This window comes from Ginsengibacter hankyongi (genome assembly GCF_008710285.1).
GTDB classification, from domain to species: Bacteria; Bacteroidota; Bacteroidia; order Chitinophagales; family Chitinophagaceae; genus Ginsengibacter; species Ginsengibacter hankyongi.
The window spans coordinates 602,623-617,663 of record NZ_VYQF01000002.1; the positions used below are offsets into that span (position 1 = coordinate 602,623).

The following is a 15,041-nucleotide window of genomic DNA, read 5'->3' on the forward strand; positions in this document are numbered from 1 at the left end:
TGCTTTGATTTTCATCTTAGTTTTTAACTAATGCCTGCAGGGTAGTAGCGCTGAATTTTTTATACATGTCGAGACTATAGGAAGGAAATCCTCCTGGTTTTTTTAATTTTTTTAAAAACGCAATTTTTGGTGAACCTTTTAAATCCCTTACATGCGTATAGTATCCTTTTGTATGTAAGATGTAGGTCTGTGCGGTATTTGGGCGCTGTGGTAAACATTTGTATTCGAGAGTGACACAATTGCCCGGAACCGGTTGCTCCAGGTAAATGCCATCCCTTTTATTTAGTTCAGGCAAAATATCTTTTCCTGTTTCATCAGTAGCAATAAACGGGGAAATCGTTTCAACGCTAAAATTGTTATTCTCAGAAAAATCAATTGCTGCATAATCAATTTCCCAAAACATAAAGCCACTGCTTAACCTGACTTCAACCGATGAGTCTTCTACATTCTTTAAATCAAGTGGAACTACAATATCTCTTGTTGCAAGCGGACCAATAGTTGTTAAGTCAGTTACTTTTTGCCACCCTGTTTTTGTTTTTACTGATACCTCCAATGGAATTTTTTGGTCTTTTGACCATTGTAATAATTCAGAAGCTGGTCTCCTATTTTGTCTTTTTACGTAGGTATTGTAATAGCTTCCAAAACTTTTGGCCATTTCTCCATAGAGGTAATCGAGCCAATAAGAATTTTTGATGGCTAAAACCAATTTACCATTTTGTGTTCCGACTGGTTTATTGAATTTTGCAACCACAAAATTCGTGGCATCTATCGCAAGTGTATCATCAAAATGCAACAAGGAATTATCATCCTTTTTGAGCAGGGGAGCTAACGCATCTTTATTATTTCCTGTCCACGCTTCAACCGGTGGTCGCGGATCAGTGATTTCAAATAAATTCCCTTTTTCATCCACAAGGACTTTTGTGTTTTCTGAATGCGTTACAACCTCAAGGTCCGCAAAATCGGTGTATTGTTGTTCCTGTAATTCATTACTTATCTTTAATTGAAGCATATTGTTTGTGGTTGGCGTCATTCTTAGCGGCATATAATCATCCCTGGCCAGTTGCGGATAAATGGCGCCTCCGTAGGTTTCCCCCTGCAGCACGAATTCATTATTCGAGTAAGCGCTTATAAAGGGGCATGAACTTTTAGTAGCAGCAACAATAATTGCCACAACAGCAATTGCTCCTATTGTATAGCCGAGCGCTCCAATAACGTAACTATTAGTAGTTCTTTTTTTATCTTTTTCAATAACTTCAATTTTTTGTATTTGATCAAGCGTCAAAGTATAACTGCCTTTATTTAATGCGCTGTCATTACCAATATACATGTGCACTTCATTAAGAACAAACGGCTCCTTATAGCGCAAATTCCCTTTGCCTTTGTACAGATAATCCTGGTGCTCGATGGGTATATCGTCCAGCGTACATGTAATTTTTTTTCTGTCCTCGCTTAAAATTATATTTCGCATGAAGTATGCCTGGCTTGGCGTACGTAAAATGAAATACCTATTTTGATTTTTTAATGAGTCAACGCTCTTATCGGGATTAGCTTTTACTTTAGTTATAACTGCTTTATAATAGCGATTACACCCTGCAAAGACAAAAAATATTGCGAGGATGAAAACCCAACCATGATAGTCTTTTAATTTTTGTAACATTGATTTTTGATTAAAGAATGAACGTTTTAATTTTGATTACACAGGTAAGGCGAAAAATATCTTAAAAGTTATAACCAACGCTAATCCCTAAATAACGGGTTGAAATCTTCGTTGCTATATCCTTGTTCTTACTGACATTATTTAAACCATAACAATAATTTACATTGAATGAAAATCCGATAGAAAATTCATAGCCGATTATTCCATTTAATCCTACGTCGGTTTTTAACGTATAACCGTAATAGGGCTGGAAAGGAATACCAAGTACAGGCCCACCTCCCGCAATTAAATGGCCATGGCTGGAATTGCTCTTATAGAGAATATTTAACGGAATATCCAGATAAGTAAATCGCGGAGGATAATAATAATACCTGCTATTTCCACTCGATCCTTTAGATACAATTTCAGCTCCGGGCCTAAGGACTACTTCATTTACTAAAGGAATGTCGAGGTATACGCCACCTAATATTCCAACACCGTTAAAACTTGAACCGGAGTTAGGCTCTGTTGTGTTTTCATCAATGGTGGAATGAGATACCGCAACCCCGAGTTTTAAACCAAATGTCGGTTTTTGTGCAAAAGAAGAGTTGGTTATAAATAAAGCGATTAACAAAAAAATAATCACATAGTATTTTTTAGGGCAGTTCATCTGAAATTATTAAACGTGATAAATTTTTTAAAGGAAACAGTATCTGTAACAGAAACACCGTTTCCTTTTTTTCTTATTAATTGCAGGCTGGTAACGGATAAGGATACTCGCTGGAATGTATATTATTCTTCCAGCAATTATTGGTTCCATTGCCGTCCCACAAAAGGTCAACACCGGGTAACGGTAATCCCACTGGCGGGGCGCTTCCATTATTTACGAGTGTGTTATTGATAATTTTTGCGCCATCAACAGTGGGCTCAATATCAGCAAAAGCTTCCGGTGGGATACCTCCCAAAGCTCCTAATATAACCGTACTAACGGTGGCAATACCCGTAAAGTTATTATTGCTGATTTTATTTTTTTCTATGGTAACGTTGTCAACTCCTACCAGGAGAATTCCTGCACCACTGGGAACTAATCCTTCGAATCCTGCACCCGGCTCAGCAAAATTTAGATGATTATTATTCTCAATATTGTTATCTTTTATTTCAACATTTGAAGAAGATTTAACTATAAGTCCGGGTAATAAAACAATCAGGATGCCTGAAACATTATCGTAAGAATGGTTTTTAAATGCAATGATATTCGAGCAGTTTTCAATTTCAATTCCATTTACGTTTCCATAAGCAGTATTGTATTGCATGGCAACATTTTCTGATTGGCCCACATAAATACCCGTATCGGCACTTCCTGTTGCTGAGCAATATTCAATTACACCATGTGTGCAATGCACCGGATACAGTCCATATTCTTTGCAGTTAACTGCAGTTATATTTGACAATAAAAAGTTATCGACATACTCCAGGTAAACTCCGTTTTCCGAAAAATCGCGGACGGTGACATTTTTTAATACGAATCCATCTCCACCCTTGTGCACCATAATTCCGCAGTCTTCATCTCCCGCATTTTGAATAATTACTTTTTCAAATGCGAAACAGGTCTTACCGATTAGTTGAATGTTCGCTTTATTAATCTCTATTTCTCCATTATACGTTCCGGGCTCGATAAGTATGACGGTGCCTGGAGCAGCGGCGTCGATGGCCGCCTGGATGGAACCACCCTGGTGGACCGTAATCGTATTATTTTTCCCCTTTGTAAAATCATCATCTTTACACGAAGGGGAATAAACCTTTTTACAACTTGTAAATAGTGCAGCTGTAATTAAAACGATAACAGCGAATGCAGTGAATTTGCTTGTTAATAGTTTTTGAAAATTGAATGGTAATACCTTTTTCATAATAACCTCCTTTTTAATTATTAAATAAAAAACCATGTTGCATTTTAATTGTGATTATTTAGGTAAACGAAAGATATTTTTTTATAGCGCAGGATTTGTTCCGCCAGGACTTAATGTTTAAATACCGGTTGTAAAATACTATCAGCGTAAGTCCTGTTCTAAATGGATTAATACTAAATCATTTTTATTCTTAGGGCTTTTTAAAAAAGATTCAAAACGCCGTTTAGTCAAATGAGGATAATTTGCCAATTGTCCTTATGAAATATAAAGTGTTAATAATATTTACTAAAAGAAATGATAGGTGTATTAGTTTTTACTGAAGTTTTTTCCAGTCGATATATTTTAAAGCTTTTATTAAAAATATTTAGTCGTACTACCATTTCATTGTAAAAAAGCGACAACTATTTATTTGTTGTTAGTTGCTCTTTTAAATGGTAGTTTTTGTGATTATTCGGTAAACCGACGAGGAATGCTTTGAAATAATTGGTGTGTTTATTATATTTATTAAGCAAACCAAAATTTGCATTTTACCCTTCAGCCTTTGAATTCATATTGATAAGTAAAGTCCCATTTCCTCAGGCACTTTTTTTAAATTCTTACTTCCACTAATTTATATAATGGAAAATTTACGGTTTATACTTATCAGATAAAGCCGGCGCCTATACTGCGGCCATTTATACATCGTTATTCGCTGCGTATTTTTAATACAGGAGTATCGGTTATGCCTCAACCCCTGCACGCGATTTACGAGTATTATCTAACTTTTTTTTTGAAAGATAAATTTTGCACTGTAAGGGATAGTTCAGGAAAGGAAGAAACCAAAACAAGTAGTCTTGTTACTTTTTTTACAGAATCCCAGGGATGTGTTTATTATCAAGGGAGTTATGTTTTGTTTTGTGTGCAGTTTAAATCTAATGGCTTGTTTGCAATATTTGGAATTCCTCAAAAAATGCTAATCAATTCGATCATTCCTATCGCAGATATCTTAGGAAATGGCTACCGGTTACTGAATGAACAGTTAGGTACATCGAAAGATATCTTCGAAATGAGTAAGCATATGGATAAATATTTGGTTCAAAGGCTTTTGAGCCAAAACCATAATAGACATACTGCCAACATTGCAAATTGTTCTAATCTAATTTTAAGCAAGAAGGGAAACATTTCACTTGATAATCTTGCTTATAATGCAAACATGAGCTGTCGGAATTTCGAAAGAAGATTCATAGACGAGATTGGTATGTCTCCAAAATTATATTCAAGAATCGTTCGCTTTTATAACGCCATTGAAAATAAAATGCTTCATCCCGAAAAAGCCTGGACAGATATCACCTATGAAGGCGGATATTACGACCAGGCTCATTTCATAAAAGAAGTCAAAATGTTCGCCGCAAAATCTCCTCAAGAGCTTTTTATGAATACGCCTCCTCCCAAAGAAGAATTTATAGAAAAGTAAGAATCTTTGTCCGTTACGTGCGCTGTTTTACTTACTATAAATAACTGCATACACTTAACCCGAGATTCCCCTTAGATTCCTTTATTTTGTGCTATTAATTAAATCTTTTATGAAGAGAGAACTTACTTCCTGGTATAGCCCTTCCCTGGATAAAGAAATGCCGGTTGCCCTGTATGGTGACTATGGATTTGCTCTTTTGCTTGTTCCCACTGCGGCGGCCGATTATCTCGAGTATGAGCGTTTTCAATTAATTGATAGCCTTGCTCCTCATATTGATGCCGGCAAAGTAAAAGTTTTTTCTATCAATAGCATTAACACGGAAAGCTGGATGCATAATGAAATGTTAGGAGAACATAAAGCAATCCGGCATAACCAGTTTAACCAATATGTTTTTGAAGAGGTGATACCTTTCATAAAAAATAGCACCTCGCCGGAAACACCTGTTATAGTTAGCGGCGCAAGCTTTGGTGCCTTACATAGTATGAATTTATTTTTGAAACGGCCTGATATTATTAATGGAGTTATTGCCATGAGCGGTGTATATAACTTGCACGAATACACGAAAGGCTTTCATGATGAGCAGGTTTATTTTAACTCCCCAATGCATTACATGCCGGAGCTCACCGACGATTGGTATTTGAGTAATATCAGGAAGAGCAATCATATCCATATACTTTCCGGCAGCGGAGATTACGAAGACCCGGGAGCCGCGGGGCAGTTCGCAAAAGTATTATACGATAAAGGGATTAATTATGAACTGGATATTTGGGGAGAAGATATGAAACATGACTGGCCTACCTGGAGAGCCATGCTTCCTCATTATATTGAATCAAGATTTTAAATTTTATCAGGCTAACGGATCTCAAGCTCCCCTAAAGTTTACACCTGTCATATATCTCTTCCAACAATAAATTTGCACCGATCGATTCTAAACTCAGTCGGTCATTTTGATTAGAATATTCTTTTAATTGCCAAAGACCTTCTTTATTAATGGCGAATTGTTCTACGTGAATGGATTCAGCTTCTACTAAAATATATTCTTTTAATGTTGGGATAGCACGGTACAACATAAACTTTACTCCACGATCGTAGTTGCGGGTGGAAGGAGAAAGTATTTCAATAATTACCGTTGGGTTCGTAGCTGAATTTTCGTCTTCACCTGGATTTATTATATCACCGCAAATAATTGAAATATCCGGGTAAGTAAACAAAGTGTTTTCTGGGATGTGAATTCTCATATCGCTGCCGTACGGTTGGCAACTTTTACCTCTTAGAAAATTATAGAGTGATCCGATTATATTTATTGCAATAATATTATGCCTGTTGCCTGCACCCGACATGGCGAAAATTTCACCTTTGTAATATTCATGCTTTTCTAGTGCCTCATTTTCCATTTGTAGGTATTCCTCAATGGAAAAAAACTTTTTGTTATAAGCGCGAGCTGGTTCTTTTATTTCCATATTTAAAGTTACAAAAGTTATTTGCATTCGTTATCCCGGGTAATTGTTATAAAGTTCAAGTGCCTTTTGCAACAACCATGCTTTGTTTTACATTTGCCCAATGGATAAAAAACTTTTTCTTCTTGATGCAATGGCGCTTATTTATCGTGCATACTATGCGCTTATCCGCAGCCCGATAATCACCACCAAAGGAAAAAACACCAATGCACAATTTGGTTTTACCAATACGTTATTTGATTTGTTAAGTAAAGAAAAACCTACACACCTCGCTGTAGCTTTTGATACATGGGCGCCCACAGAACGGCACACTGATTTTGAAGCATACAAAGCCAACAGGCAGGAAGCGCCCGAAGATTTACTGGCTTCTATCCCTGATATAAAAAAAATAATTGAAGGTTTTAATTTGCCCGTGGTTGAATGTGATGGCTATGAAGCTGATGATATAATTGGAGCATTGGCACAGCAAGCCGAAAGGGAAGGCTATGAAGTCTTTATGGTAACACCGGACAAAGATTTCGGGCAATTGGTTACTGATAAAATAAAAATTTATAGGCCCGGCTACCAGGGAGGAAAGGTGGAAATTATGGGCACCAAAGAGGTTTGCGAAAAATGGGGTATAAAAAACGTAAACCAGGTTATCGATATCCTTGGTTTGATGGGAGATGCTGCCGATAACATTCCCGGTATTGCAGGTATAGGTGAAAAGACCGCTGCAAAATTGTTGGCGCAATATGAAACGGTTGAGAATGTTTTAGCCGATGCTGAAAATATAAAAGGCGCCTTGGGTGAAAAGATAAGAGCAGGTAAAGAAGCTGCTATCATGAGTAAGAAACTGGCAACAATTATCACAGAAGTTCCCTGCCAGTTTCATGAAGAAGACTTTAGAGTGAAAGCTTATAATACAGAAGTTTTGAGAGAGCTGTTTGCAGAGTTTGAATTTAAGACCTTAGGAAAAAGAATTTTAGGAGATGAATACAATGTGTTTGTTGTTGAAAAACAGGTAATACAAACTGATTTATTTGGCAATGCAATGGAAGTGCCTATTCCAAAACCTGAAGAAGAAAAAATTATTAATGAAGAAAAGCCGGGACTTACAGCAGAAAAGAATATTAATAATACACCACACAATTACTATTTAGTTGAAGGTGATGATGCCATAAATGAATTAGTAAAGAAATTAAAGGAACAAAAAGAAATCTCGTTTGATACAGAAACAAATCATATCGATGCCAATGAAGCCGAATTGGTGGGCTTAAGTTTTTCTTTTAAAGATTGCGAAGGATATTATGTTCCATGCCCTGCTGACGAACAGACGGTTATTCACATTCTTAATCAATTTAAAGAATTGTTTAATGATGAGTCAAAAATATGGATCGGCCAAAATATCAAATACGACTTGCTTGTTTTGAAGTGGTATGGCTTTGAGCTAAAAGGAAAACTATTTGATACCATGCTTGCGCATTATGTTATTGAAAGCGAAGGTAGACGCAATATGGATTTGCTCAGCGCACAATACCTGGGATATCTTCCTGTTTCCATTACTGAGCTCATCGGGAAAAAAGGGAAGCAACAAATTACCATGCGTGATGTGGAGATGGAAAAAGTAAAGGAATATGCAGCTGAGGATGCTGATATCACCCGCCAGTTAAAAAATGTGTTTTTACCTTACTTAAAAGAGAAACAGGTTGAAAAAGTTTTTAATGAAGTGGAAACGCCTTTGGTGAAAGTTTTGACGGATATGGAATATGAAGGTGTCAAAGTGGACATGAATTTTCTGAATGTATACTCCGAAGAGTTGGAGAAAGAAGCCGCGAAATGTGAACAGAGTGTATACGAGCAGGCTGGTATAAAATTTAATCTTGCTTCTCCAAAACAACTGGGAGAAGTTTTATTTGAGAAACTGCAATTAAATAAAGGAAAGAAAACAAAAGGCGGCCAGCATTCAACCGGTGAAGATGTTCTGTTGAAGCTTGCCAAAGAAAATCCGATCGTAGAAGATATCTTAAACTTTCGGGAGCTTACCAAGTTAAAGTCAACCTATGTTGATGCATTACCCCAGATAGTTAATAAAAGAACGCAAAGGGTTCATACCTGTTATGGACAGGCAATAGCAGTTACGGGCAGGCTAAGCAGTAACAATCCTAATCTGCAAAATATTCCTATCAGAACAGAAAGAGGCCGTGAGATTCGCAAAGCGTTTGTTCCGAGAGATAGCGATCACTTAATTATATCTGCAGACTACTCCCAGATTGAGTTACGCATTGTAGCAGGAATAAGCGGCGACCCTGCTATGTGTGAAGCTTTTAAATCAGGAAAAGACATACATACTGCAACAGCAGCAAAAGTTTTTAATGTTGATGAAGATGACGTAACCAAGGAAATGCGTTACAAAGCCAAGAGCGTAAACTTCGGAATCATCTATGGACAGGGCGCTTTCGGGCTCGCAGAAAATCTGGGCATATCACGTACCGAAGCGAAAGAGATTATTGATAATTATAAAAAACAATTTGCTAATATTCAGAAATATATGGATGAGACCATACAGTTTTGCAAAGCTAACGGTTACGTGGAAACGCTGATGGGGCGAAAAAGATGGTTGAAAGATATTAACTCTTCCAACTTCACCGTTCGCGGATACGCTGAGCGTAACGCGATTAATTCTCCGATACAAGGAACTGCTGCCGATATGATAAAACTGGCCATGATTAAAATTCATAATGAATTTAAGAAACAGAATTTTAAATCAAAAATGATTATGCAGGTGCATGATGAATTGGTTTTTGATGCTTATAAAAGTGAAATAGAAACCATAAAGCCAATTATTATTGAATGTATGCAAAATGCCCTTCCGCTACCTAACGGTGTACCTACAGACGCAGAAATAGGCGTAGGAGAAAACTGGCTGGAGGCGCATTAATTTAAACAGTAAATTATGACATGGCCTAACTATTTAAAAGCTGCTAATAAAATAGAATTGAAACAACATAATGACATTTTCAAAAAAGATTCTTTCATTTTTTAAAAGCCTGCATTTACACGCTGATCTGCCTCCCGGCGTTGAAGTATTGAATCCCTTTAAGGATAAAACCACATTCAATCTGTGCGATAATTTTTATAGTAAATACTACAACGATAGCAATTCAAGATATTTAATATTAGGAATTAATCCTGGAAGATTTGGCGGCGGTATTACTGGGATCCCTTTTACCGACCCCATAAGATTGCAAACAATTTGCGGCATTGAAAATAACTTTCAAAAGAAGCAGGAATTAAGTTCTGTATTTGTTTATGAAATGATCCATGCCTTTGGAGGCCCTGAATTTTTTTACAACAACTTTTATATTTCGTCTATCTCACCGTTAGGTTTTACAAAAGATAATAAGAATTTAAATTATTACGACGACAGGAAACTTGAGAACAGTATAAAAGATTTTGTAATTGAGTGCTTAAAACAGCAACTCAGGTTCGGGTTAAAAACTGATATTGTTTTTTGTTTCGGCGAAGGGAAAAATCTTGCTTATCTCACACGACTCAATAACGAAATGAAATTTTTTGATAAAATTGTTGCCTTGCCACATCCCAGATTCATTATGCAGTACAAGCTTAAAAAGAAAGATGAATATATTGATCAGTATCTTCGTGAACTGTCGGTTGTAACCAGTAATAGACTATAATTAATTTACAGGAAATGACTCCAACATTAATATATTGCTATGATGCTTATTGTGGATGGTGCTATGGATTTAGTGAAGTAATAAAAAAAGTATACTCGGAATATAAGAACAAACTGGAGTTTGAAGTGCTTTCCGGTGGCATGATATTGCCGGAAGAACCTGTGGCAATAGTCGTTACAGCAAAATATATAGAGAGTGCATATAAACGGGTAGAAGAACTCTCGGGGGCAAAATTTGGTGAAGATTATTTGTGGCACATCAGGCATCCTGATCAAAGTGACTGGTTTCCCAATTCGGAAAAACCGGCAATTGCTTTGTGTGTTTTTAAAGAATATGTACCAAACCAACAGGTAAGCTTTGCGGCAGATATGCAATATGCATTGCACTTTGAAGGCCGCGACCTTACGGATGATGAAGCTTACTTGCTTCTACTTGAAAAATATAATATTCCCGCCGAAGAATTTTATGAAAAACTCCATGATGAAGAATATAAAGAACAGGCTTACTATGAATTCGCTTTGTGCAAGCAACTAAATGTAACCGGCTTTCCCGCGGTATTTATTCAAACCGGTGAAACAAAATTCCATCATATAGCGCAGGGGTACACGCCATTTGATAGTTTGAACGAAAGAATAGAAAATGTTCTAAAGGAAAAGCAGTGATATCCGTATTACAATATTCAATCAACTTTCTTCTCGGCTTTTTCACCGTTCTCAACAATATCACCAGGCTTGGAAATAACAGCATTTATAATTTTTCGCCAATCGCTTTTTTGCCTTAATAAAAATTCAAGGTCCATGCTGAAGTGTTTAAATTCTTCTTTCTGTGCATTGATCATTATTGCTTTTGCATCTTTGTCTTTTTCAACGCTTATTCGTTGCTCATACCAGTTTATTGCATCGGCTTCTTCAATAAGGCCTGTTATCATTCTTGCAAACGTCCTGGTTTCTTTTGATAGCTCGCTGGCGGGTTCGTGGTATTGTTCTGTAGGCATTTTAATAATTTAAATTTGGTTAAAAATTATTTCAGGTGCTACAAATACAGAACCACTTTTAAAAAAAGGCAAGGAAAGATAAAATAAACTGCTTTTGCAGTTATAAATACAATTAAAGCTTGAGTTTTTTGATTCTTGGCTGAATAAAAAGTATGAGATGAGCAGCAATAAGAAGCTCGCATACTATTTCTTTAACGATCATAGGATAGGTTTTTTTAATAAATACTGATTATACAAACGTGATTAAGAACGATTTATTATGCAAAAACCTAAAATTTAAAAGGAAAGTAAGGCAAGGCAAATCCTTTTATTTGCTGTTTAAAGATGCCTCTATGCCGGTTGAAATGTTGCTAGCGGAGACAATCAGAAGATCACACTGCGCATTTCTCATGGTAATTGATCAACTCAATTACTGATCTTTCAAATTCATGCCCTTTGTATTTATCAACAATTTCATCGAGCACTTCAATAATTTCATCAGCTTCTTTTAAGGTGACTAATTTTAAACGGTACTCTTTAATGTTAGGCATTCCTTTTAAATAATTAGTATAGTGCCTGCGCATTTCATTAATGCCAACAATAGGGCCTTTCCATTCATAAGATTTTATTAAATGCTTTTTGCAAACATTTACTCTCTCTTCAACCGTCGGCGATGGCAGTATTTCCCCTGTTTTTACATAATGGGAAATCTCGTTAAAAATCCATGGATAGCCAATAGCAGCACGGCCAATCATGATGCCGTCAACACCATAACGGTTTTTATACTCCAGTGCTTTTTGTGGTGAGTCAATATCACCATTACCAAAAATGGGAATTTTAATCCTTGGGTTTTCCTTCACTTTAGCGATCAAAGTCCAGTCTGCTTCTCCTTTATACATTTGCGTGCGGGTGCGGCCATGAATGGCTAACGCCTGTATCCCTACATCCTGCAAACGTTCAGCAACATCTTCAATATTTTTAGTATTATCATCCCAGCCTAATCTCGTTTTTACAGTTACCGGCAATGAAGTACTTCTTACCACGGCATCGGTTAGACGCACCATTAACGGAACATCTTTTAATACCCCAGCTCCTGCACCGCGGCACGCAACTTTTTTTACAGGGCAACCAAAGTTTATATCCAACAGATCGGGGTTGGTTGCATCCACAATTTTAGCAGCAAGAGAAAGGCTTTCTTCATCGCCACCAAAAATTTGAATACCCACCGGCTTTTCATAATCGTATATATCCAGTTTTTTCCGGCTTTTAATTGCATCTCTTATTAACCCTTCACTGCTTATAAATTCAGTGTACATTAAATGTGCGCCATTATCTTTACAAACTGCACGAAATGGTGGATCGCTTACATCTTCCATTGGCGCGAGCAATAAAGGAAATTCCGGAAGTTCTATGTTACCTATTTTTATCAAACTTTCTTTTATTAATTTAATGGAAGAGCTTTTCTAAACTCAAAAAAATTGGCTGTAAATTTACGCACTAAAAATTTTAGATGATCATAACAGATAGAAATTCAAAAAACTTTAGCTATCTCTCTCAACTCGGAATATTAATCGCATTAATCGGTGCAGGAATGGTAATCGGTTCAATCGTTTCAGTAATTATCTGGATTATGATGACAGGCAGGCCAATTCTTGCGATGGCAGATGATATGCTAAAACCCCAATACTATAATGCTGTTATGGCCATACAGGTGGTCTCCACTTTCTTTTTGTTTTTTTTACCAGTATATGTTTTAGCCCTTATCTGTTATCGCAAGCCCGCAAAGTTTATTGGGTTCAATACCAATATTAATTATAAACAGGTATTTATAATGCTGGGAATTCTGATTCTCACTTTCCCTCTTTCGGGTGCTTTGGCAGAATTGAATAAGGTTATTCCCATACCCACAGCCTGGGCTACAAAGTTTAAAATAATGGAGAATTCCCGTGCAGCACAGGAAGCGGCACTCATCAATATTAATTCATTCCCGAGATATATTATTTCTCTAATTGTAATTGGATTGTTACCTGGGCTTTTTGAAGAAATATGTTTCAGGGCGGGAATTCAAAATATTTTTACCCGCTGGTTTAAAGGACCCTGGATTGCCATTATTATCACTTCCATTGTTTTTAGTTTAGTCCACATTTCGTACTATGGATTTTTAGTGCGTTTTGCCTTAGGCGTTATACTTGGCCTGGTTTTTTATTATAGCGATAATATTTGGCTGTCCGCTCTTTTCCATTTTTTATACAACGGCCTGCAGGTTACTGCGCTATATGCATTCACAATATCAGGAGCAAAAGATCAAAAAGATATTGAAGAAAACTTTCCTTTGTGGGCCGGTGTGGCAGCGCTTGTATTAATTATTTATCTTTTTATTCAATTCAAAAAAACATCTTTATTGCAACGGGCAAAAGTTAAGGGCGATGATTTTCCTGAAGATGATTTTGATTTTCATAAATGGCCCACTGCACAATCATAATTTCAATTAATGGCGCTCGATTCAAAAGCTTTTAAAACAAGAACATTAACTGCAATAGTTTTTGTTATTATAATGCTCACCGGTTTATTATGGAATCAATCGAGTTTTATCGTTCTGTTTACTATTATTCATTTTGGCTGTTGGTACGAGTTTGTAAAGCTTGTAAAAAAAATAAATCCCGGGTCGTATAAATTAATATCTTTTGCCGGATTAGTCTATATAACGTTACCGATTGGGTTATTATTATACATGAGAACCGGAAATAGCGTTACCTATGATAATAATTTTTTAAAAGTAATTCCATGCGGAATAATCTTTTCTATCTGGATTAATGACACGATGGCCTATATAGTTGGATCGCTAATTGGCAAAACTCCTTTAACTAAAATATCACCTAAAAAAACATGGGAAGGCACTATTGGCGGTGCATTACTTTGCATTGTTACCATCACTTTAATCGGTTATGCAACAGGATTTTATAATTATATAAACTGGATAGTAATTGCAACTTGTTGTGCTATTTTTGGAACGTTAGGAGATTTGCTTGAAAGTAAATTAAAACGTATGGCTCATGTAAAAGACAGCGGAACATTAATGCCTGGCCATGGTGGCTTTTTAGATCGATTTGATTCTTTACTTATTGCTACAACCTTCGTTGCTGCATATTATTTTTTAGTTATGCTATAAACAAATAAATATGCTTTTCTTCTTACCAGTTTTTATATTTGTGGTTAAACTAGTTGCATGAACATTCATAAAGAGGGCTATAAATCAATTGCGCTGGGTGCACTTGTTTTTGGAGCTGTTAATATTATATTCTTTTATTTTTTTAGCGCTTCTATGCCTGTGGTTTCATGGATTGTTTTTGGTGTAAGCTTTATAGTATTGCTTTTTATTATTTCTTTTTTTCGCTCTCCCAAAAGAAATTTTACAATAGCCCATCACCAGGTAATATGCCCGGCTGATGGGAAAGTTGTAGTGATTGAAGAAATTACTGATACTGAGTACTTTCATGACAAGAGAATACAGGTCTCAATATTTATGAGCCCCGCCAACGTGCATCTCAACAGGATACCAATGACCGGAAAAGTTACCTATAGCCAATACCACAAAGGAAAATACCTGGTGGCATGGCATCCCAAATCATCTACAGAAAACGAAAGACATTCGGTTGTAATAAAAAGCGATAATGCGGTGATTTTGGTAAAACAAATTGCGGGAGCCGTTGCAAAACGCATAGTTAATTATTTAAAAGTTGGACAGTTCGTGGAGCAGGGTGCTGAAATGGGCTTTATAAAATTTGGAAGCCGGGTGGATGTGTTGTTACCGATAGGAACTGAACTTAATGTAAAACTTAACCAGGTAGTCAAGGGCGGCATTACCGTTCTTGCAACAATTGATACGCTTGTTCCTGTAGCTGAAGGTGAAGAAGTTGAGCAAGAATATTAAAGCTATT

14 protein-coding genes are annotated in these 15,041 nt (G+C 36.5%); 8 read left to right on the top strand and 6 right to left on the bottom strand.

Annotated elements, in window-relative coordinates; genetic code table 11:
• Positions 1-16 precede the first annotated feature (16 nt).
• The 3 genes from FW778_RS12075 to FW778_RS12085 form a co-directional block, all read right to left on the bottom strand.
• Entirely contained in the window at positions 17-1,657 is a 1,641-nt protein-coding gene (locus tag FW778_RS12075; RefSeq protein WP_150414955.1) for a hypothetical protein, read from the bottom strand.
• 61 nt (positions 1,658-1,718) lie between these two features.
• The gene (locus FW778_RS12080; protein ID WP_150414956.1) at positions 1,719-2,306 is read right to left on the bottom strand and encodes an outer membrane beta-barrel protein; all 588 of its coding nucleotides are present in this window, start codon (positions 2,304-2,306) and stop codon (positions 1,719-1,721) included.
• 76 nt (positions 2,307-2,382) lie between these two features.
• On the bottom strand, positions 2,383-3,543 hold the full coding sequence (locus FW778_RS12085; protein WP_202552200.1) for a parallel beta-helix domain-containing protein: 1,161 nt from the start codon (positions 3,541-3,543) through the stop codon (positions 2,383-2,385).
• Between the two features lie 769 nt (positions 3,544-4,312).
• Between FW778_RS12085 and FW778_RS12090 the strand changes: the two genes are divergently transcribed.
• Positions 4,313-4,996, top strand: a complete 684-nt coding sequence (locus tag FW778_RS12090) for a helix-turn-helix domain-containing protein (RefSeq protein WP_202552201.1) — start codon at positions 4,313-4,315, stop codon at positions 4,994-4,996.
• Positions 4,997-5,105: 109 nt separating this feature from the next.
• Positions 5,106-5,837 (top strand): esterase family protein, encoded by a 732-nt coding sequence (locus FW778_RS12095; RefSeq protein ID WP_150414959.1) that lies wholly within the window; start codon positions 5,106-5,108, stop codon positions 5,835-5,837.
• Positions 5,838-5,868: 31 nt separating this feature from the next.
• Here the strand turns inward: FW778_RS12095 and FW778_RS12100 are convergent, their stop codons facing one another.
• Positions 5,869-6,456: a Uma2 family endonuclease gene (locus FW778_RS12100; RefSeq protein WP_202552202.1), complete on the bottom strand. Its 588-nt coding sequence runs from the start codon at positions 6,454-6,456 to the stop codon at positions 5,869-5,871.
• 100 nt (positions 6,457-6,556) lie between these two features.
• Here FW778_RS12100 and polA point away from each other — a divergent pair, with 100 nt between their 5' ends.
• From polA to FW778_RS12115, 3 genes are all read left to right on the top strand, one after another.
• A complete protein-coding gene (gene polA / locus FW778_RS12105) occupies positions 6,557-9,373 on the top strand; it encodes a DNA polymerase I (protein ID WP_150414961.1) in 2,817 nt (938 codons plus the stop codon).
• Positions 9,374-9,443: 70 nt separating this feature from the next.
• A complete protein-coding gene (locus FW778_RS12110; RefSeq protein WP_150414962.1) occupies positions 9,444-10,130 on the top strand; it encodes a uracil-DNA glycosylase family protein in 687 nt (228 codons plus the stop codon).
• 14 nt (positions 10,131-10,144) lie between these two features.
• On the top strand, positions 10,145-10,792 hold the full coding sequence (locus FW778_RS12115; protein WP_150414963.1) for a DsbA family protein: 648 nt from the start codon (positions 10,145-10,147) through the stop codon (positions 10,790-10,792).
• Between the two features lie 17 nt (positions 10,793-10,809).
• Here FW778_RS12115 and FW778_RS12120 read toward each other — a convergent pair whose 3' ends face one another.
• Complete coding sequence (locus tag FW778_RS12120) at positions 10,810-11,124, bottom strand: ferritin family protein (RefSeq protein WP_150414964.1); 315 nt, start codon at positions 11,122-11,124, stop codon at positions 10,810-10,812.
• 371 nt (positions 11,125-11,495) lie between these two features.
• Positions 11,496-12,533: a tRNA dihydrouridine synthase DusB gene (gene dusB, locus FW778_RS12125; RefSeq protein ID WP_150414965.1), complete on the bottom strand. Its 1,038-nt coding sequence runs from the start codon at positions 12,531-12,533 to the stop codon at positions 11,496-11,498.
• An 80-nt stretch (positions 12,534-12,613) separates the two neighbouring features.
• Here dusB and FW778_RS12130 point away from each other — a divergent pair, with 80 nt between their 5' ends.
• The 3 genes from FW778_RS12130 to FW778_RS12140 are packed head-to-tail and all read left to right on the top strand — an operon-like array spanning position 12,614 to position 15,034.
• Positions 12,614-13,585, top strand: a complete 972-nt coding sequence (locus tag FW778_RS12130; protein ID WP_150414966.1) for a CPBP family intramembrane glutamic endopeptidase — start codon at positions 12,614-12,616, stop codon at positions 13,583-13,585.
• A 9-nt stretch (positions 13,586-13,594) separates the two neighbouring features.
• Complete coding sequence (locus FW778_RS12135) at positions 13,595-14,272, top strand: phosphatidate cytidylyltransferase (RefSeq protein ID WP_150414967.1); 678 nt, start codon at positions 13,595-13,597, stop codon at positions 14,270-14,272.
• 57 nt (positions 14,273-14,329) lie between these two features.
• On the top strand, positions 14,330-15,034 hold the full coding sequence (locus FW778_RS12140; protein WP_150414968.1) for a phosphatidylserine decarboxylase family protein: 705 nt from the start codon (positions 14,330-14,332) through the stop codon (positions 15,032-15,034).
• Positions 15,035-15,041 lie beyond the last annotated feature (7 nt).

Coding starts and splice junctions, on each gene's coding strand:
- FW778_RS12075 (WP_150414955.1), bottom strand. CDS start 1,657: ATGTTACAAAAATTAAAAGACTATCATGGTTGGGTTTTCATCCTCGCA.
- FW778_RS12080 (WP_150414956.1), bottom strand. CDS start 2,306: ATGAACTGCCCTAAAAAATACTATGTGATTATTTTTTTGTTAATCGCT.
- FW778_RS12085 (WP_202552200.1), bottom strand. CDS start 3,543: ATGAAAAAGGTATTACCATTCAATTTTCAAAAACTATTAACAAGCAAA.
- FW778_RS12095 (WP_150414959.1), top strand. CDS start 5,106: ATGAAGAGAGAACTTACTTCCTGGTATAGCCCTTCCCTGGATAAAGAA.
- FW778_RS12100 (WP_202552202.1), bottom strand. CDS start 6,456: ATGGAAATAAAAGAACCAGCTCGCGCTTATAACAAAAAGTTTTTTTCC.
- polA (WP_150414961.1), top strand. CDS start 6,557: ATGGATAAAAAACTTTTTCTTCTTGATGCAATGGCGCTTATTTATCGT.
- FW778_RS12110 (WP_150414962.1), top strand. CDS start 9,444: ATGACATTTTCAAAAAAGATTCTTTCATTTTTTAAAAGCCTGCATTTA.
- FW778_RS12115 (WP_150414963.1), top strand. CDS start 10,145: ATGACTCCAACATTAATATATTGCTATGATGCTTATTGTGGATGGTGC.
- FW778_RS12120 (WP_150414964.1), bottom strand. CDS start 11,124: ATGCCTACAGAACAATACCACGAACCCGCCAGCGAGCTATCAAAAGAA.
- FW778_RS12130 (WP_150414966.1), top strand. CDS start 12,614: ATGATCATAACAGATAGAAATTCAAAAAACTTTAGCTATCTCTCTCAA.
- FW778_RS12135 (WP_150414967.1), top strand. CDS start 13,595: ATGGCGCTCGATTCAAAAGCTTTTAAAACAAGAACATTAACTGCAATA.
- FW778_RS12140 (WP_150414968.1), top strand. CDS start 14,330: ATGAACATTCATAAAGAGGGCTATAAATCAATTGCGCTGGGTGCACTT.